General features: G+C 62.9%; 20 protein-coding genes. 10 read left to right on the top strand and 10 right to left on the bottom strand.

Features of this window, described 5'->3' with window-relative positions; translation table 11 throughout:
- Positions 1 to 117 precede the first annotated feature (117 nt).
- Both ACYVKM_RS06715 and ACYVKM_RS06710 read right to left on the bottom strand, forming a co-directional pair.
- Positions 118 to 642 carry a gluconokinase gene (locus ACYVKM_RS06715; RefSeq protein WP_460876840.1) on the bottom strand — a complete coding sequence of 175 codons (525 nt, stop codon included), beginning with the start codon at positions 640 to 642 and terminating at the stop codon, positions 118 to 120.
- Between the two features lie 9 nt (positions 643 to 651).
- Positions 652 to 1134: a DUF3455 domain-containing protein gene (locus ACYVKM_RS06710; RefSeq protein WP_460876839.1), complete on the bottom strand. Its 483-nt coding sequence runs from the start codon at positions 1132 to 1134 to the stop codon at positions 652 to 654.
- Positions 1135 to 1424: 290 nt separating this feature from the next.
- On the opposite strand from ACYVKM_RS06710, the gene ACYVKM_RS06705 reads away from it, so the two are divergent.
- Positions 1425 to 2039, top strand: a complete 615-nt coding sequence (locus ACYVKM_RS06705; RefSeq protein ID WP_460876838.1) for a dihydrofolate reductase family protein — start codon at positions 1425 to 1427, stop codon at positions 2037 to 2039.
- A gap of 262 nt (positions 2040 to 2301) precedes the next feature.
- Here the strand turns inward: ACYVKM_RS06705 and ACYVKM_RS06700 are convergent, their stop codons facing one another.
- From ACYVKM_RS06700 to ACYVKM_RS06690, 3 genes are all read right to left on the bottom strand, one after another.
- Entirely contained in the window at positions 2302 to 3438 is a 1137-nt protein-coding gene (locus ACYVKM_RS06700; protein ID WP_460876837.1) for an SRPBCC domain-containing protein, read from the bottom strand.
- Entirely contained in the window at positions 3435 to 3818 is a 384-nt protein-coding gene (locus tag ACYVKM_RS06695) for an ArsR/SmtB family transcription factor (RefSeq protein WP_460876836.1), read from the bottom strand. Before ACYVKM_RS06695 ends, ACYVKM_RS06700 begins: the two co-directional genes overlap by 4 nt.
- Before the next feature lie 156 nt (positions 3819 to 3974).
- Positions 3975 to 4430: a hypothetical protein gene (locus ACYVKM_RS06690; RefSeq protein WP_460876835.1), complete on the bottom strand. Its 456-nt coding sequence runs from the start codon at positions 4428 to 4430 to the stop codon at positions 3975 to 3977.
- 291 nt (positions 4431 to 4721) lie between these two features.
- Between ACYVKM_RS06690 and ACYVKM_RS06685 the strand changes: the two genes are divergently transcribed.
- Positions 4722 to 4955: a hypothetical protein gene (locus ACYVKM_RS06685; RefSeq protein WP_460876834.1), complete on the top strand. Its 234-nt coding sequence runs from the start codon at positions 4722 to 4724 to the stop codon at positions 4953 to 4955.
- Between the two features lie 253 nt (positions 4956 to 5208).
- On the opposite strand, the gene ACYVKM_RS06680 is transcribed toward ACYVKM_RS06685, so the two are convergent.
- Together ACYVKM_RS06680 and ACYVKM_RS06675 are read right to left on the bottom strand one after the other, a co-directional pair.
- Entirely contained in the window at positions 5209 to 5937 is a 729-nt protein-coding gene (locus tag ACYVKM_RS06680) for a histidine phosphatase family protein (protein ID WP_460876833.1), read from the bottom strand.
- Between the two features lie 39 nt (positions 5938 to 5976).
- The gene (locus ACYVKM_RS06675; protein ID WP_460876832.1) at positions 5977 to 6936 is read right to left on the bottom strand and encodes an RDD family protein; all 960 of its coding nucleotides are present in this window, start codon (positions 6934 to 6936) and stop codon (positions 5977 to 5979) included.
- A 217-nt stretch (positions 6937 to 7153) separates the two neighbouring features.
- Between ACYVKM_RS06675 and ACYVKM_RS06670 the strand changes: the two genes are divergently transcribed.
- Complete coding sequence (locus ACYVKM_RS06670) at positions 7154 to 7909, top strand: M90 family metallopeptidase (protein ID WP_460876831.1); 756 nt, start codon at positions 7154 to 7156, stop codon at positions 7907 to 7909.
- Between the two features lie 37 nt (positions 7910 to 7946).
- Here ACYVKM_RS06670 and ACYVKM_RS06665 read toward each other — a convergent pair whose 3' ends face one another.
- Positions 7947 to 8978, bottom strand: coding sequence for an alpha/beta hydrolase family protein (locus ACYVKM_RS06665; protein WP_460876830.1), 1032 nt, complete (start codon positions 8976 to 8978; stop codon positions 7947 to 7949).
- 433 nt (positions 8979 to 9411) lie between these two features.
- On the opposite strand from ACYVKM_RS06665, the gene ACYVKM_RS06660 reads away from it, so the two are divergent.
- Positions 9412 to 10374 carry a hypothetical protein gene (locus ACYVKM_RS06660; protein WP_460876829.1) on the top strand — a complete coding sequence of 321 codons (963 nt, stop codon included), beginning with the start codon at positions 9412 to 9414 and terminating at the stop codon, positions 10372 to 10374.
- 237 nt (positions 10375 to 10611) lie between these two features.
- On the opposite strand, the gene ACYVKM_RS06655 is transcribed toward ACYVKM_RS06660, so the two are convergent.
- A complete protein-coding gene (locus tag ACYVKM_RS06655; protein WP_460876828.1) occupies positions 10612 to 11112 on the bottom strand; it encodes a winged helix-turn-helix transcriptional regulator in 501 nt (166 codons plus the stop codon).
- A gap of 305 nt (positions 11113 to 11417) precedes the next feature.
- On the opposite strand from ACYVKM_RS06655, the gene ACYVKM_RS06650 reads away from it, so the two are divergent.
- The 4 genes from ACYVKM_RS06650 (at position 11418) to ACYVKM_RS06635 (ending at position 14638) form a co-directional block, all read left to right on the top strand.
- A complete protein-coding gene (locus ACYVKM_RS06650) occupies positions 11418 to 12290 on the top strand; it encodes an NmrA family NAD(P)-binding protein (protein WP_460876827.1) in 873 nt (290 codons plus the stop codon).
- A gap of 138 nt (positions 12291 to 12428) precedes the next feature.
- Entirely contained in the window at positions 12429 to 13058 is a 630-nt protein-coding gene (locus ACYVKM_RS06645; protein WP_460876826.1) for an NAD(P)-dependent oxidoreductase, read from the top strand.
- Between the two features lie 117 nt (positions 13059 to 13175).
- Positions 13176 to 13538, top strand: coding sequence for a DoxX family protein (locus ACYVKM_RS06640; protein WP_460876825.1), 363 nt, complete (start codon positions 13176 to 13178; stop codon positions 13536 to 13538).
- Positions 13539 to 13951: 413 nt separating this feature from the next.
- Positions 13952 to 14638: a methyltransferase domain-containing protein gene (locus ACYVKM_RS06635; RefSeq protein ID WP_460876824.1), complete on the top strand. Its 687-nt coding sequence runs from the start codon at positions 13952 to 13954 to the stop codon at positions 14636 to 14638.
- Positions 14639 to 15103: 465 nt separating this feature from the next.
- Here the strand turns inward: ACYVKM_RS06635 and ACYVKM_RS06630 are convergent, their stop codons facing one another.
- Positions 15104 to 15592 carry a DUF4440 domain-containing protein gene (locus tag ACYVKM_RS06630; protein WP_460876823.1) on the bottom strand — a complete coding sequence of 163 codons (489 nt, stop codon included), beginning with the start codon at positions 15590 to 15592 and terminating at the stop codon, positions 15104 to 15106.
- 147 nt (positions 15593 to 15739) lie between these two features.
- On the opposite strand from ACYVKM_RS06630, the gene ACYVKM_RS06625 reads away from it, so the two are divergent.
- A complete protein-coding gene (locus ACYVKM_RS06625) occupies positions 15740 to 16906 on the top strand; it encodes a sensor histidine kinase (protein ID WP_460876822.1) in 1167 nt (388 codons plus the stop codon).
- The gene (locus tag ACYVKM_RS06620) at positions 16903 to 17541 is read left to right on the top strand and encodes a response regulator (RefSeq protein WP_460876821.1); all 639 of its coding nucleotides are present in this window, start codon (positions 16903 to 16905) and stop codon (positions 17539 to 17541) included. Before ACYVKM_RS06625 ends, ACYVKM_RS06620 begins: the two co-directional genes overlap by 4 nt.
- Positions 17542 to 17555 lie beyond the last annotated feature (14 nt).

Here is a 17555-nt window from a genome sequence, read left to right as displayed (position 1 = left end):
CCAAGCCGAAGGTACCCGTGAGCGGGCCTCTTCCACGACGAACGAGATAAGGGGAAATCGACATGCGACCAGGACCGCGAGACACATTAAAAAGCGGGTGGGAGCGTTCTGACCCGGTTAGCCCCCTGGACGGGCCGGTATCGACAACGCCTGCATGGCCATGGCGACCGTGGCAGCCAGGTCGGCATCGGCTTCCAGCACGATGGCGCGCTCATCCTCGGTGGGTTCCTCCAGTATCGCCAACTGGCTGTCGAGCAGGGAAAGCGGCATGAAGTGCCGGCGCTCGCGCATGCGGCGCGCAAGCTCGTCATGTGGCACACGCAGATAGAGCAGGCGCAACGCCGGATCCGCCTGGCGCAGGACATCGCGGTAGGCACGGCGCAGTGCCGAGCAGGCGATCGCCACGCCATGCCCGCGATGTTTCGCGATCGCCGCGGCGATCGCTTCGAGCCATGGCTGACGATCCGCGTCGTCCAGCGGAATGCCGGCGCTCATCTTGGCGATGTTCGTGGCGGGATGCAGGTCATCGCCTTCCACAAAGTCCACGCCACAGGCACGCGCCAGGGCGTCGCCGACATGGCTCTTGCCGCTGCCGGCGACGCCCATCACGATGATCGTCGGCGCAGTGGGGGCCGGGTGCACTTGCAAGACTCAGCCCCGGAAAAACAGGTATACCGCGCTGTACGGCACGCGTACTTCATTGCCCACATGGCCCGCATCGCAACCCGACGCCGGTGCCATGCCGCCCTCGGTGCGCTCGCGCACGATGTATTGCACCGTTGCCATGGCGCCGCTGCCGGTATGCGATTTGGCGTGCAGCACCAACCAGGGGATGGCGCCGGCATCGGGTGAAGGCGAGGCATTCAAGGGCTCGCCCACCACCGTGCTGCCATCGTTCGCCTGCCAGCTCGGCCCGGCGAAGTGCCTGCCGATCGCCTGCCCCTTGGCATCCGCCAGGGTGGCGTCCGGCGCCTTCAATGTCCACGCAAGGCTTCCACCGGAAGCCTTGCAGGCATAGATCTGCACACCCTTGCCGAAGGCCTCGATGGCGGCTGCCTTCGGCGCCCCCTGGGCATGCGCGGCGCCCGCAAGCATCGCCACCACCAGCACGCAGCACTTCAATGATTTCCGCATGACACGTCTCCCAAGGATCCCCTGAATTTTCCGCCGCACCCACAGAGGATGGTGCGACACCAAAGCATGCCCAGGCATCCATTGAAACACCAACCCGGGCTTTCCCTTCAACGTCCGGGCCGCGGGCAAAGCCGGAGCACGACGCATTGCCGGTGCCCGACCAACCCGACACCATCAAGCACGGCCGTTCCCCTCGGCAAGTGAACCTGACCGGTTGCGGCCTGTCGATTTCCCGGTCCTCCGCACGTCGGAAAGACAGGCGGACACGTCGATCCGCATAGGAGTCCACCATGCGCAAGCTCATCGTTCCCGCATTCATCAGCCTCGACGGCGTCGTGCAGGCACCCGGCGGTCCGCAGGAAGACACCAGTGGCGGCTTCGTCCACGGCGGCTGGGTCTGGCCCTATGCCGACGAGTCCGACGAAGTGATGGGCGGCGTGTTCGCGCGCCCGTTCGAGTTGCTGCTCGGACGCCGCACCTACGACATCTTCGCCGCGTACTGGCCGCACGTGCCGGAGGGTGCGCCGCACCAGGGCATTGCCGACCTGTTCAACGGCACCGCCAAGCACGTCGCTACCCATCACCCCGACATGCTCGGATGGCGGAACAGTCACGCGCTGGGACCGGACATCGCCGCCGCGGTGCGTGAGCTCAAGCGCAACGACGGCCCCGACCTGATCACCCAGGGCAGCAGCGAGCTGGTGCACCAGTTGCTGGCCACGGACCTGGTCGACGAACTGCGCCTGCTGGTCTACCCGATCCTGCTCGGCCGCGGCAAGCGCCTGTTCGACGACCAGGCGCAGGCGTCGGCCTTCCGGCTCGAAGCATCGAAGGCCACGTCCAGCAGCGTACTGATCAACCGCTACGTCCGCGAGGGCGAGGTGCGGACCGGATCGTTCGAGTAACGGCTGACCGGCGAGCGCGACGCCCGTGCGCCGATCGCGCACGGGTCCGGTACGCCAAGCAGGCATTGTCCCTGACACGAACGGCCCTTGCTCAAGCGCAGGATCCCGCCTTCCGTCATTCCTGCGAAAGCAGGAATCCCGTGACTTCGGTCTTCTGCAAACCACCGAAGACACTGGACCTTGCTTGACCAGCTTTGCTGTCGAGAAGCGTCTCGCGAGAATGACAGGCTCAAGCAAGCGCCATTCGTCCCTGACACTTTTTCTACGCCGCACTCGCCTTGCGCAGCGGCGTCACGTTGGATGTTTCACCTTTGCCTTCGAGATCCGGCTCGGCGGAGATGAAGCTGGGCCGCGCCTGCATCGCCGCCTGCGCACGTCGCACGTTGGGATATCTGGCGAGCAGCGCCGGGCCTTCCGGCATCTTCGACAACGTGTACAGCAATGGTGCGGCGAGGTAATCGGCGATGCACGGCCCGTTGCCCACCAGGAAGTCACGCTTGCCGTAGCCCGCGTCGAGCGTGGCCAACACGCGCTCGATATCTGGCAAGGCGGCATCGATGATCGCGCGGTTCGGTTGCCCGCCCTCGCCTGATGGAAACATGTATTGCAGTACGCAGCGCCTGACGATGGCGTCATAACCGTAATCGTTCATCGCGCTGTACCACTGTTCGGCGCGGGCGCGGGAAGTGACGCCACCCAGGGGCATGAGGCTCGGTCCATCGAAGGCTTCGTCGATGTAGCGCAGGATGGCCCGTGTTTCGTAGAACTCCAGCGGGCCGTCGTACATCGCGGGAATGCGACCGAACGGCTGGATGGCGTCGATGTCGGGCGTGTGCGGCGCCACCGGTTTCAGCGTGTACGCCACGCCCTTCTCCGCCAGCGCGATGCGCACGGCGCGCGTATAGGGGCTGATCGGGCTGCCCACCACCACGACGTTGCCTGCCGTGCCCTCGGGGTCGAGGTAGTCCACCAGTCGGTTGAAGACCGAGGTCCAACCCTGGTGGTGATCGTCGCGCACTGCGGCATCGGGGAAGCCGGTATGACGCATGTGGAGCTGCGTGCCGCCGTCTTTCTCGGTCAGCGTGACTTCGATGAGCGTGGTACGCGCCGCCACATCGCCTTCGCCATCCCATGCCCAGGTGTAGGCGAGGAACGAGGGGCGCTCGATCACCTGGTAGATGCCGTTCGAGCCGTGCACGGAGCCGTCCCTAGACATCATGGTGATGCGATAGCGCCCGCCGACACGTACGTCGGCACTGACTTCGCCAACGTGGAGGCCACGCGGGCAATGCCACGCCGACATGGCAGCCTCATCGGTGAAGGCTTCGAAGACCTTCTCGCGCGGTGCGCGGATGAAGCGGGTCATTTCCAGTTCGAAAGTTGCGGCTTGGGTGGTCATGGCTTTTTCCTCGGTGCACACGGTGCGCCCCTGGCGGATTTTCTTGCCTCGGCGCGATGGGTTCGTTCAACAAATTCGACCAGTCGATCCAGGTTGCCTTCCCAATGGCGGCGATACACCTCCAGCCAATCGTGCGCATCGTGCATGGGTTCCGCCCGGAGACGGCAAATACGCCAGCGGGCATCCACTTCCCGTGCGATCAACCCCGCGCTTTCCAATACCCGCAGGTGCTTGGAGATGGCTGGCGCGGACATGTCGAACGGTTCGCCCAATTCCCCCACCGTGGCCTCGCCCCTGGCCAGGCGAGTCAGGATGGCGCGTCGCGTGGGATCAGCCAGCGCAGCGAAGGTGGTGGACAGCGGATCGTCGGTATTTGCCATGTCGACAATTAACCATTTGGTTAATCGATAGTCAAGTGCCCTTGCATCGCGACTTTGTGAAGGCATGTTGGTTGCTCGTACTTTCCATGACCGAACTGACGCTGCGACAGGCCCGCCGGCCGCCACGCAACTCCTTTGGCTTGAACAACGGCGTACTTAATAAGGCGCTTGTGCAGTGACGAACTGCACCCAGTAAATCCAGATCAGCACGAATACCGGGCCGAGCACCGCCAGCAGTTTGATGGCCCACTCAGGCGTGGCGGAGTTCTTTTGCCGCGAACCAAACACACCAAGCTGCTGAAGCTCCCGCACTCTGCGCGCACCATCGGCCAGCATGATCCAGTAGGCATTGGCGACAGCCAGCAGCAACAGGCTGCCATACCAGTAAGTCACATAAGGGTTATGGTCCTGCGGGCGAAAAAAGCTGAACACCGACGGCACACCGCCGAACAGCACGCCCCAACCCATGACCAGCCATGACACATCCGAAAGCAGGTACAACCGTCCAAACAGACCCAGCGCCTCGCTCTGCCTGATCTCGTCAAGGCCGCTTGCAGCGACGATTCGACGACGGCCGATCACGTAGTTGATCAGCGAAAAACCGATGGCCATCGCCCAGAAATAGCGATCGAAGAACGGAAACGGCGCCACAGCTGACTCTCCTTGTTGACCGCCCGGGCAAAGCCTAGCGTCAATCGAGGTCAGCGTGCAGCAACCAGGAGGCCAACTTACCTTGAGCCCGCTGTTGGACTGACAAGGTTGGAAAGGAGTTCTACCCTTTGCGTTTCGGAATCCATATCCCGGATATCACACGCGACTAACGGTCGAAGGTGCAGCCTGTTTGCCCCGTTGGCAATAGCCGGGCTCTCTGGCAGTTCTTGATCCGTGGTCGAGGTCTTCGCCGTGAACACTCAAGACGTATCCCGCACCCAATCGTTATGGCATGTCAGCACATGGCCCGGTTTTATCGCCCATATCGTCCATCGACAGGCGAAGGAACCGTCGGGCCAAATGCCTGTACGCATGACAAAGCGGCAAATGCTGCTCGCAGCGCAGGATCTCAAGCGGCGAGAACAGCGTGAACTCATCCTGGGGCAGCTGCGCTACATCAAGCCGAGAAGCCGCGACAATTCGTGAGACGCGTTGAGACGAGATATCCACGGCTTGGGGTAATGCGGTTCGTCGTGATCGCCGAACAAGCTGGCCTCCGTACCATCGCGCGTGGCTTGGCTCGTCGCCGGGAAGACCCAACGGCGCGAAAGGGCTCGGAGTGAGCCCGCCCTATTTTCCCTTGCCCCCCGTTTTCTCTGACTAACGGCTCAGCCGCTGCAAATCATGTCAGCAAGGAATTCTGACCGATGACGGTGACGCCAACTCACGCGGCAGGCAATCACTGAACAGGCAGCGGCGGGATTGCCAGGTTATGTTCTCTGTCGCCGGTCGCTCCCGTGAGCATGCTCGGTGGCAAGTGCCCAACATCACCGACACTGATGACCTTGAAGCTGCCGTTGGCCTCGATGCGGATCTCGGTGATGCTGGCATTGCCCACCGACATTTCCAGCCACGCCTTGGTATCCACGCCCAGTGCGCGCATGACCAGGTAACGGATGACATTACCGTGGCATACGAATAGTTCGGTGCGCTCGTGCCCGGTGGCGGGCTTGAAGTAGCGGGTGAAGACCCGGTCGAGCTGGGCCGTGCAGGTTGCCAGATCCTTCGGCTTTTCTTGGGCCATGATGTCGGCCCGCCGGGTGGGCGGCGTGCATTCGGCGAGATCGTTGATCACCTCGAAATGACGCCCGGGAAAATCGGCAGCGATGATCGCTGCCGTGTCGCGTGCACGCTGCACCGGACTGACATACATCGCGTCGAAACGCGTTGGCAGGCCAGCCAGGCGTGCCCCCACCAGTTGCGCCTGGGCCACGCCGATCGACGCCAGGTGCGGTCCCGGCTGGTCACCCAAAGCCGGATCCGGCACGTAGTAGCCGTGCCGTACCAGCACGATGGTCCGCGCCGCGGGTGCCTGTATATCGGCACTGCGGGCAGGCGTGATCAGAAGCAGACAGCACAGGGTTAACAGTAATCGTTTCATGGCCGGAGTATCGCGCAACTGCGCCAAACGGGTCAGCTTGAGCAGGCTCTTTTTTCGGCTGCCTGTCTACTTCAGTTCATCGGGTCTGAAGGAGTACCCATGTTTCTTCCAACCCGACGCGATGCCCATGGTGTAGCCGTAGATGAGTGTGACCTGCACGGCATCCTCGCTGGCGATGTCGGGATCACCTTTCGCCACCATCTGTGCGATGCGTTTCGCCATGGCGTCGTCATCCGTCATCGGCGCATCGAGCCGCAACGCCGTCTGCATGGCGTGGGTCACGGTGCCGTTTACGTAGAACCGTCCACGGACGACCTGCGCGGTGATGACGTGGGGCTGCGTCGACAGCGTCTGATACAACGGCAGCATGCCGGCGAAAGTCGTGGTGCCGGCAAGCCGTCTGGCGACCGCGGGCGTGCCCAACGCCAGTAGCACCAGCACCGCGACGACCACCAGGTGTCCCTGCCAGATCGGCGGAAAGGCCATGCTCCCCGTCTCGGGAACGGCCTGCACGACACAGGAGCCTACCGCCAGATCGTGCAGGGACTGCCGTGTGCGGCGGTTGAAGATATAGAGATAGATGATCGACAGCATGCCGCCGAAGACGATCAACGCCAGCAGATAGCCGAGCACGGACGACAGCATCAGCTGGGGGTTGAACGTCGTGCCATTGGCGAAGAAAGGCACGCCCAGCACCACGTAACGCAGCATCGAACGCGGCAAGGACAGCGTGTCACCCTGCGCATCGACCACGCGCAAGCCCAGCCAGCGCTTGGCCAGAGTCTGCCCGCCGAAGACACGGCTATTGCACAGGCCGAAATACACCAGCGCGATGACAAAGCCGATGAGCTTCGCCGCATCGCCCATGCGTGCCAGCGGATCGAAAAACAGCGCGCCGATGATCATGCCGAGCACGCCCAGCATCAGCAGATCGATGAACAACGCAAACAGTCGGCGCCAGAATCCGGCGATGACCAGTGGTGACGCAGGCAGTATCGGCGGCTCGGCCGCTGTCGTGGTGTTCATGATGTCCCCTTCCCCATGTAGGGGCCATCTTGCCGCAAACGCGTGGCCGATGGGAATCAAAACCGGGCAGAGCCGTTCCCTGTGGGAGCAATGTCTGATTCCTTGAGCGAGGCTGGTACTCAAGTGGACATGTTGGGATGGTCCGGGGCTTCTTGCTTGAGAAAGCGCGCTCTGGCCCTGATGTACTTGGCACTGCGCCTCCCTCCAGCACGTGGTCATGTTCGACAAAATCAGAAACTGGCGCGTGCGACGCATCGTCGCCCGGCACCCGATCGCCGAATCGCTCTGGCGAGACGCGCTGCAGCGTTGTGCCCCGGCGCGTCGGCTGGGCGCTTCCGATCAGGCCACGCTGCGCGTGCTGGCAACGTTGTTCCTGGAAAGCAAGTCGCTGGAGCCGACCAAGGGGTTGCATCTGGGTGACACCGACCGCGTCCTGCTCGCGGCCCATGCCTGCCTGCCCATCCTGAAACTGGGCATGGATTGGTACGACGGCTGGCACAGCGTCATCGTGTACCCGGACGCGTTCGTTCCACACCGTCCAAAAATCGATGCGGCGGGGGTGGTTCACCAGACCCACACCGTGATGGCCGGTGAGGCATGGGGACGTGGGCCGGTGATCCTGTCGTGGGCGGATGTACTGAATACAGATAAGAAACCGGGGCATAACGTAGTCATCCACGAAATGGCACACAAGCTCGACATGCTCAACGGGGACGCCAACGGCTTTCCGCCCTTGCACCGTCGCATGGACCGCCGCGTGTGGTCGCAGGTCTTCTCGAGCGCGTGGGATCGCCTGCAGGAAGAGCGACGCAACGGTATGGAGTTGCCGATTGACCCGTATGCCCTCGAAAGCCCGGCCGAGTTTTTCGCGGTGGCCAGCGAGCAATTTTTCGAGGCACCGGCAAACTTGCGCCAGCACTTGCCGGACGTCTATCGGCAGCTCGAGCAGTTCTATCGGCAGCACCGGTTCTGAGCGCTAAATCAAAGCGGATCAGAGCCTGTTCCGATAGTCATGTTTTCGCCATGGGGCCCGCCGAAGGCTCGACATGGCCTTCTCGGGTCAATGTCTGGAACGCCTGCATGATCTGCTCCGGCGTAAATCCGCAATGGCCTTCGCCGGCCGGCGGAAGTACCGTTGGCGGCCGGCCGTGCGCGGACTGCACCATGACCGGATACACCGACTGGTAGCGCGCAATGATGAGGGGATCATCGTTGTTGTACTGCAGGACCAGCGGCTTGCGAGACTCGCCGCTGAGCGAGGTTGCTCCTGCCAGGTAACGCATCGCCTGCGGATCGCCCGCGTAGCGGTGCACGCCGCGATTGAACGCCGCATCGTCGCCGAAGCCCGCATACACCATCGTGCGATTGTCGACCGGCAGGCCTTTGGCACGTGCCTGCATCTGATGCAGGACCAGGTAGTGCACGCCAATAGCGCCGGCCAGGCGTTCGCGCGATACCTGCGCGTGCTTGGCAAGGATCCGTGCGGCTTCTTCGTTGGTTTTCAACGCGGCATCCACCGCATGCATCACCTCCATCTGTCCCAGCGCTGGCGCGGCGGGATCGGCAAGGCCGCCCTGCGGCAACCCGGCCGCGTGGGGAAAGAAGTAGTCGAATGCCACGAGGGATGTCAGCAAATCCTCGAACACGCGCTTGCCAGGCACATTGGCGCCGCACAGGGAAAGTGCACCATCGTAATACGTGCCATAGCGCTCCAGACTCGCCAGCGCGACGTAGCCGCCCATCGAGAAACCGACGAGGTAAGTGCGCCTTGGCTCACCGTGCTTGTGCCCGAACCACGCACGCAGGCGCTCGTTGTCGCGTAGCGCATCATCCACCGCCCACCCCTGCGAGGCGTAACTGCTCTGCGCCACCGCATACCCGGCCGCAAGGAACAGCGGCGCTTCATCGCCCAACGGTTTCGGCATGGTGCGCGGCATGCCGATCGGCTCGAAGCCATGCAGCAGCAAAACCAGTTCGCCATTCCAGTTCGCGGGGATGTCCACCCTGTACGGCGCGCCTTCCAGAACACCGGCGTCAACCATGGGAGTGGATGCCGCTTTACGTTCGCGGGCGGCTTCGCGTGCATGTGCCATCCCCAGACTCAAGGCGACTACCGTCAAGAGTACGACTGCACCATTGGGCTTCCGGGTCATCTAGAGCAACTCCTTGAGCTTTGGGAGGGAAACAGGGGTAGTCCACACTGACAGCTTTTCCGATTTGGAGAAACGGAATGGAGGAAGTCAAGCGAACCTCATTCAACTCCCTCCGTACCAGTTTCCGATCAAGGGAACCCTGAATGAAAGAACCTGTCTACCGAGATTGGCCGGAACACGCGCTGACGGCATGCGCAGGTTTTGTGTGGGTAGTTGGCTTGAATGAGGCTGTGTCATCGAACGTTCCAGGCAGGCCAGACATCCACGGGAGCAGGATCGTGCGCGCGGTCTGGCACTCTTCGACAGCGAAACGCGCGCGACCTTGGGTCACAGGCGCTGGCAACAGCCGCCGCTGACGCGCCAGACGCAGGCATTCGCGCTGGCTTTGGTCTTGGCACTGCACGCGCTGTTCGCACTGGCGCTGTGGTACGAGATGCAGCTCAAGCCGCCGCATCTGGCGGCGGTGCCTGTCGATCATCAGGTGTTGGTCGTGCGTCTGCTGGATCAGACCAGCACGCCGCACGCCGCGCAGCCGCCTGCGCCACCCACGTTGCCCAAGTTGGTGCCGCCGCGGCAGGTTGTGCCCCCCGTCCGCCCCGTGACGCACGAGAAGTCACGTCGTGACGCGATGGTCGTGCAGGATCATGAGGCGACACCTGCGCCGGCAGCCTCCGTGGCCACACCAGCCGCCATCAGTTTCTCGGCGCGGCTGCCGCCCACGACGGAGACCTATGCAACAACAAGCACCAAGGTCAAACCGACCAAGCCCGCGGACGATCGTCAGATCATGCAGCACGACAGCAACCGGATGCAGTACAAGGCCACCCGCTTCGAAAAATACTTCCCGCCACCGAACGAGACGGCCGGCGGTGCGGTGGGTCGCCATATAGGCGATGCGCTCAAGGCGATCGCCAAAAGCATGTGCGATCCCACCAAGAAAAGTACGGCTACCAACTTGCTGTGTGCCGCGCCTCCCATACCGCCTTCGCCCAAGGACGGCGACGAGCGCCTCAACCTGCCGCCGTCGCCACTGGCCGACGATCCGCATCCGCCCACACCGCCGCCACTCTCGACCTGCATCACCGAGTACAACGACACCAAGCCGCTGTCGGATGGCTGCCCGATCAACACGCCTGATCTGGCCTTCAAGGCCGAGATGCGTGAATGCATCGATCTGTTCCGCGCAGGCAAGCGCCTCAAGACGTGGTGCCCGGCCGACACGCCCAAGCGCGCAGCCGCCGAGTCATCGATGCCAGCGGCTTCCTCGAGCGTGGGTTCGCACTGAGCACGGTCGACTACGCGTAGCAGCGGGTTTCAGAAAACCGGAAGGGAAAACCGGGACGGCTATCTGAAACCATCTTCAACAACAACGTGCCTGGGTCGGGACGATTTCCACGCCATGGTCGAAGCCTAAACCCGACGCATCGCCTGCATGCGACCTGTTGATCGCCCACCTCGCCCAAAATCAAACGATCCTGAGTGCAGGCCGCGTATCCGCCTCGTACCAGGAACCATCCTGATGTCAGAAATTGCCCCTGACACCCTTTCTCTCAAAGTCTGACGCCAGCTTCTTGTGAACAGGCGGCACTTTCGATTCCGTAGCAGAGAACTGACTTGCAGCAGAACGGGGCATGCCGTCAAAGCGGACGCGCGCTGCATGGATGTCGCCATACCGACGGTCTGCCCATTCGATGAGGTTCGCCATCGGCTCCAATAGCGATTGGCCCAGCGGGGCCAAACGATATTCAACGCCCGGCGGCTTTGTCGGAAAGACATGGCGAGTGATCAACCCATCGCGCTCCAGATCGCGCAGGGTCTGGGTGAGCATGCGTTTTGAAATGTCATGGACAGCGCGGTGAAGCTCGCTGAAGCGGTGCGGTCGCGTTGCCAGAGCCATGATCATGAGCATGCTCCATTTGTCGCCGATACGGTCGAGCACGTCGCGCACCGGGCAGTAAACGGACTGGGACTCGCCCAGCGGATATCGGCTGAATCTCTCGATGGCGCTCGATGCGTTGCTCATGCGAATTCCCTTGAGATCGGATGGTTACAAAAAACTGCCTCCTTACGGCTCGCGGCAGCGGTCTCTATAGTAGACCTTCCTCAAACGATATGTCTCCGTATGGAGCTCAAATGTCGTCTTCGGTCCCACCGGAGCTCTCGTCACTGGCTTCGGCGGACAGATGAATCACCCCTCCATCGACTCGTCTCCTGACGAAACGGCGAACCGATGACTGGGTCTCAATGACGCCAACTGCAGCGTATCTGGACGAGTCTCCAGAGGGTTAGTCGGCTTTTACACACCATCCAAAGATCAGGAGAAGAAGCATGTTTTTAGTAACGGGAATCACAGGAAAAGTTGGCGGCGCGACAGCAAGACATCTGTTGGCGCACGGCAAAAAAGTACGCGCGTTGGTCCGCAATCGAGCAAGCGCGGCGAACTGGGCTGACCAGGGCGTGGAACTGGTAGACGGCGACTGGAATGATCAGGCATCCCTTGAGCGGGCGCTCGAGGGTGTAGAGGGCGCATTTGTCATGTTGCCTGCTGTATGGGCGCCTTCGCCCGATTACAAAGAAGCAAAGGCCGTGATCAAGAACTACGTCGAGGCGCTTGCAAAGGCATCCCCGCCACGGGTCGTGGCGCTCTCCTCGATGGGTGCCAATAGAACCAGCGGGCTGGGAATGATCACGGCGCTTTCGCTTCTGGAGCAGGCGTTTCGCGACCTGACATTGCCGATCGCCTATGTGCGTGCCGGCGGGTTCTTCGAAAACTTCCTTTACGGCTTGCATGTCGCCCAGGACGGAACCCTGCCTGTTTACTACAACCCTACCGAGCGCAAATCGACCATGGTCGCGACCAACGACATCGGCGCAGAGGTGGCCAATCTTCTGACCGGCGCCTCGTGGTCAGGGCATCGTGTCATCGAGCTGGGTTCGATGGTCAGCGCGGATGACGTAGCAACACAATTGGGTGAAGTCCTGAAGGTCGACGTCAAAGCCTTTGCTGTCCCACGGGCCGGATGGCCGGCGGCGTTCGAGCAGCTCGGCATTCCGAAGGGCCAGACGGGACCGGCCGAAGCGATGTATGACGCCGTCAACTCAGGCTGGATGGACCTCGGGGTCGAAGGTACGGAGCACGTCTCGGGCGCGACGTCCGCCCGCGATGTCTTCGCGGCGGCCCGGCAGGCCGCTACAGCGTAGGTCCGCGGATCAGCGATCGATGCGACTTCGGAATCCACCCCGAAGATTCGCATCCCATCACGATGCTGGCAGAGAAGCTAAAAGAGTCCGCTTTCTTTTGAAGTGCGGCGTCCATACCAACATGGATCGAGATCGAATATGAAAGTTCTTGTTTTGGGTGCAACGGGCGGAACCGGACGGCTGATCGTCCGCGACGCCCTAGAGAAAGGTCATTCCGTCGTAGCACTGGTTCGCTCGAAGGCGAGCGCGCCTGATCTCCCGGGAGCAGACATCATCGAGGGCGATGCTCGCGACGAAGGCGCCCTCATGCGCGCCCTGGACGGCTGCGATGCCGTCGTCAGCTCGCTGGGCACGGGCATTAGCCCTTTCAGCGAAGTCAGCGTGCTGACCGAAGCGACACGCGCGCTGCTCCCGACGATGGTCCGCAGCGACGTGCGCCGCCTCATCTGCGTCTCCGCCTTGGGGGTGGGAGACAGCCGCGGCCACGGCGGCTTCGTGTTCGACCGGCTATTCCAGCCATTGTTGCTTCGCCATGCCTACAAAGACAAAAATCGTCAGGAAGCCGCGATTCGCGCCAGCTCACTCGATTGGGTCATCGTCCGGCCTGCCAGGCTCACCAACGACCCAGCTCGCGGAAGTTTCAGGGCCGTTGACGACCTCGCCGGCATTAACGGCGGGAAAATAGCGCGCGCCGATGTCGCACTGTTCGTGGTGGAGCAACTGGCGACCAACACCTGGTTGAAGCGGACACCCCTCCTCCTGTGGTGAGGAGTAGTCTCGTAGATCCCTTTTCCAGACGCAGCATTCGTCGAAAATCAGTCACCGTGTTGAACAGGAACTCACACCTTTCCTCGGCGTCGCACTCATCTATTTACGGTGGCACAAATGTCAAAAATCTCCTGGCCCCAGGTCATACCTTTAATACTTGCCGCTTTCTTCGTCGTGGGCTCACTCAGCAACATCTTCGCCCCGGGATCCATCTATGAGGAATACTTGCGGTGGGGATACCCCCGGTGGTTCCATTTCGTGACCGGATCACTGGAGCTCACGACTGCCATCCTGCTTTTCCGCGCGCCGACTCGCGTGCTGGGAGCGGCCCTTGGCTTCGCTGTCATGCTCGCCGCATTCGCGACCGTCATCGTCCACGGCGAATACGGGCATGCGATACCCCCCCTCGTCGCGGCGACATTCTCACTCGTGGTCGGCTGGATAAGCCGGCGCGGACAAAAGGTGTCAGGGACAATTTGAACGGCGGCGGGTAGCGCTGGCGGTCCTCGTCGTCCAGAAAACACGGCAGACGATTGTTCCCCCGCTGCACCATGTGCTGCGGAATGCCGGCAAGTTCGAGGCGTGGAAGTCGGGCCCTGTCCGACAGAATCACTCGCTGCCCGCCCCGCGACGATCACTGCAAGTCGCGCCCCACCCTCATCCAGTATCCAGTAGCCAATGCACTGTCGGAAATTGTCCCTGACACCTTTTCCCGCTGCCGTTGCCTGATCCATTCCGAAAGGTCCGCCATGGGCCTATTCTGTTGAAAAACTCGGTTGAATCGGCCGGCTGAATCTGCCGTCGAAAGAGGAAACAACCTCGGCACCGAAGCGTGGACTCAGGGGTAACCACCCAGGCGACATAACGGATATTCACGTTGCTGGAGCGCTGTCATGAAAAATTTCATCAAGCGAATTCCCGTCATCGGCCCCGTCGCCCGCAGCGTATACCGGCAATGGCTCGGCCCTCCCAAGCCCTTCCACGGTTCGGAGGACTATTGGATCTCGCGATATCGCGAAGGTGGCAACTCCGGCGCGGGCTCGTATAACCGGCTCGCTGAGTTCAAGGCAGAGGTGCTGAACAACTTCGTTGCCAGTCACGATATTCGCGACGTGATCGAGTTCGGCTGCGGCGATGGCAATCAATTGACGCTCGCCAGATATCCGTCCTATCTCGGCTTTGACGTAAGCCCGCATGCGATCGAAAGCTGCTCCCGCCGCTTCGCGAGCGATGCCAGCAAGTCGTTCATGCTGATGCACGACTACACAGGGCAGACGGCCCAGCTCGTGCTATCGCTGGATGTGATCTATCACCTGACCGAGGACGAGGTGTACGAAACGTACATGCGGATCTTGTTTGGCGCAGCGCAGGATTACGTCGTGATCTATTCGTCCGACAAAGACGAGGTGCAGGCCCAGGCCGCGCATGTGCGGCACCGCCAGTTCAGCCGATGGGTGCGCGCTAATGCGCCGGGTTGGCGACAGCTCCGGCATATACCCAATCGCTATCCCTATACCGGGGACAACGATACGGGTTCACTCGCCGATTTCTATGTCTATGGCAGAGGAAGCCTGACCTGAGCGCCTTTCGCATGCGGAGGAAGTTAAGCGACACGAAAACCGGTCCATTGCACACGCGATCCATCCTGCATTCCCGATATCGCGCGCGACTCGCTGCACGGGCATTACTGGGCTCCCCGACCATTCGGTGCACCCATGCCTCGCCAAGCTCGTCTGGAGATCCCCGGGATACCGCTCCACATCACTCAGCGCGGGGTCAATCGTTGCACCATCTTTCTGGATGATGACGACCGTCGCCATTATCTGCGCCTGCTGGGCAAGAGTGCAGCGAGACACGGTCTGTATATCCACACCTACGTTTTAATGGACAACCAGGCGCATCTGCTCGTCAGCTCCGACGAGTCTGCAAGGTATCGCTGGCGAAATCCGGGGTCAAAGTAGACCATTTGAGAAAGTGCACCCCGACCCCGGTTTTCACTGAACACTGGCGGCCGGACAACGGTCCGGTCTTGCCTCGCCGAGCGACTAGAGATCCGCGCCGCTGAAGGCGAACCAGCGGCCATCGTGGAAGGTGTAGCCGTCGACGAAGTGCACTTCCTTCGGATTGCCCGCCTTGTCGGTCGTCTTGAGGATGGAATGGGCCGTCGCGGAATCTCCGTGGATCACGACGATGCTCTCGAGCTTCGGGACCTCGCGCGTGTCGTCGGCGACCTGCGGGACGCGATCGATCACGTCCTGCCGCGAGCGGACGAGGCCGGATCGGCTTGAGGTGTGGTAGTCAGGCTCCAGGAGGCACGCCAGATATTCCCGGTGGCCGTGGTATTCCGCGGTCAGCCAGGCCTGCTCGATCCGCTGGATCGTCGTGGCATCGTGTTTCTGGTCGGGTGTGGCAATCCCGGCGCACGCCGCCGCGGATGGGTCGGCGGCGCGGGCGTGGAAGGGGAAGGCGCAAAGGATCATGGCGCCGGCGAGCGTGCTGAGGGCGGTACGGCTAAGCAGGGGTGAGCGAAGCATCGTTGTCTCCTTGGTTGATCGTCGTGGGTTGATGACGGCGCACAGGATTGGGCAGATCGGCCCGCCCGATAAGTGAACGCCGTCATGCCCGCTGCCCGTGACAGGCGTCATGGGACAGGATCGCGCCCGGGAGTTAAGGTTCGGCCCATGCCTTGGCCACGCACCTCTCTGGATCGCACCCGTCTGCTCGTCCACGCCGCATGCGTTCTGATGCTGGCTGCGGGCGCGGGACAGGCCCTCGTGATGCGCCTGCTGCGACCGGAAACCTTTGCTGTCCATCCGCACTGGGATCTCCAGTGGACGACCGTCTATGGCGTGCTGGTCGCGGCTTATGTCGCGGCCGAGCTGGACCGGAGCCCGGGCCTGACGCGGCGCAAGGCTGCCCTGTTCTTCCTCGAGGGCTTCGCCGCGCAATACCTGGTCTGGCTCTACCCGAGCTTCCTGGTGACGAGCATGATCGTGGTCATCGCCTGGCAGGTGGCCTGGATCGCTTCCCTGCGCACGGCGCTGCTGGCCGCGGCTGCCCTGGCCGCGGCCCTGGTCGCCCAGAAGTGCGCCGTCGGCGGACAAGGCATGTCGGCGGTGATCCTGGTCTCGAGCTGCGGCTTCCAGCTCTTCGCCATCAGCGCCGCCCACCTTGCCCGCAGCGAGGCCGCAGCGCACGAGCGTCTGGCCCGCGCAAACGCGGAGTTGACCGCCGCCCAAGCCCTGCTGACCGAAAGCGCCCGCATGGGCGAACGGCTGCGCATTTCGCGCGATCTGCATGACGTGCTGGGCCACCATCTGACCAGCTTGCACGTGCACCTCGATGTGGCCGCACGGCTGGCGGAGGGCCAGTCAGCGTCCCACCTCGGCCAGGCGCGAGACATCGCCGGCGAGCTGTTGGCCGAAGTCCGCAAGGTCGTGCGGCAGGTGCGCGTCCAGCCCGTGGACTTGCACGCGACCCTGCTGGCGCTGGCCGAAGGGGCGGCCGATCTCGACGTTCGGCTCGTCCTGCCCGAGGCGCTTGGTGCGCTGGACGCGCCTCGGGCGGACGCCCTTTTGCGCTGCGTGCAGGAGCTGATTACCAATACCCGGCGCCACGCAGGCGCACGTCAGCTCCGGATAGAACTCGCGCAGGCTGCCAACGGGGAAGTCCGGCTGACGGCCAAGGACGATGGCGTCGGCGCAGACGCAGACGTCGCCGAGGGCCAGGGCCTGGCCGGCATGCGCGAACGGTTTGAGGCCCTGGGTGGCCGGCTGGCGGTATTCAGCCGCAGCGGCGAAGGTTTCCAGGTCAGCGGCGCGATTCCGCCCGTGGGCGCGCGGTCATGATCCGCGTCTGCATCGCCGACGACCAGGCGCTGATCCGCAGCGGCCTCAAAGCCCTGCTGGCGCTGTTCGAGGGCATCGTCGTCTGCACGGAGGCCGCCGACGGCGAGGCCGCGGTCGCCGCGGTCGCCAACGACCGGCCGGACGTCCTGCTGCTGGACGTGCGCATGCCGAAGCTGACCGGCGTCGAAGTCGTCGAGGCCCTCGCCGCGCAAGGCATCCTCCCGCCAACCCTCTTGCTCACGACCTTTGAGGACGACGCGGCCCTGGTGGCTGGCGTGCGAGCGGGCGCGCGCGGCTTCCTGCTCAAGGCCGTCACCGCCGAGACCCTCGTGGAGGCGATCCGCATGGTCGCCGGCGGCGGCGCGTATCTGTTCGCCCCGCTGGCGGAGGGCCTGGACGCTGGCCGCACCGGCGCCTGGCGCGATGACGCGTTCGAGACGCCCGACGCGCTCACGCCGCGCGAGCGCGAGGTCCTGAAGCTGATGACCAGCGGCATCTCCAACGGCGAGATCGCCGAGGCGCTGCGCCTCAGCGACGGCACGGTACGCAACCACGTCTCCAGCATCCTGTCGAAGCTCGGCGTGAGCGACCGCACCCGCGCGGTGCTCCGGGCGCTGGAACGGCGACTCGTCTGATCAGCCTGCCAAGC

The sequence above is a fragment of the Rhodanobacter koreensis genome (assembly GCF_054782855.1).
Note: the sequence above shows the minus strand (reverse complement) of the source record. Positions and strands in the feature narration are given on the sequence as shown.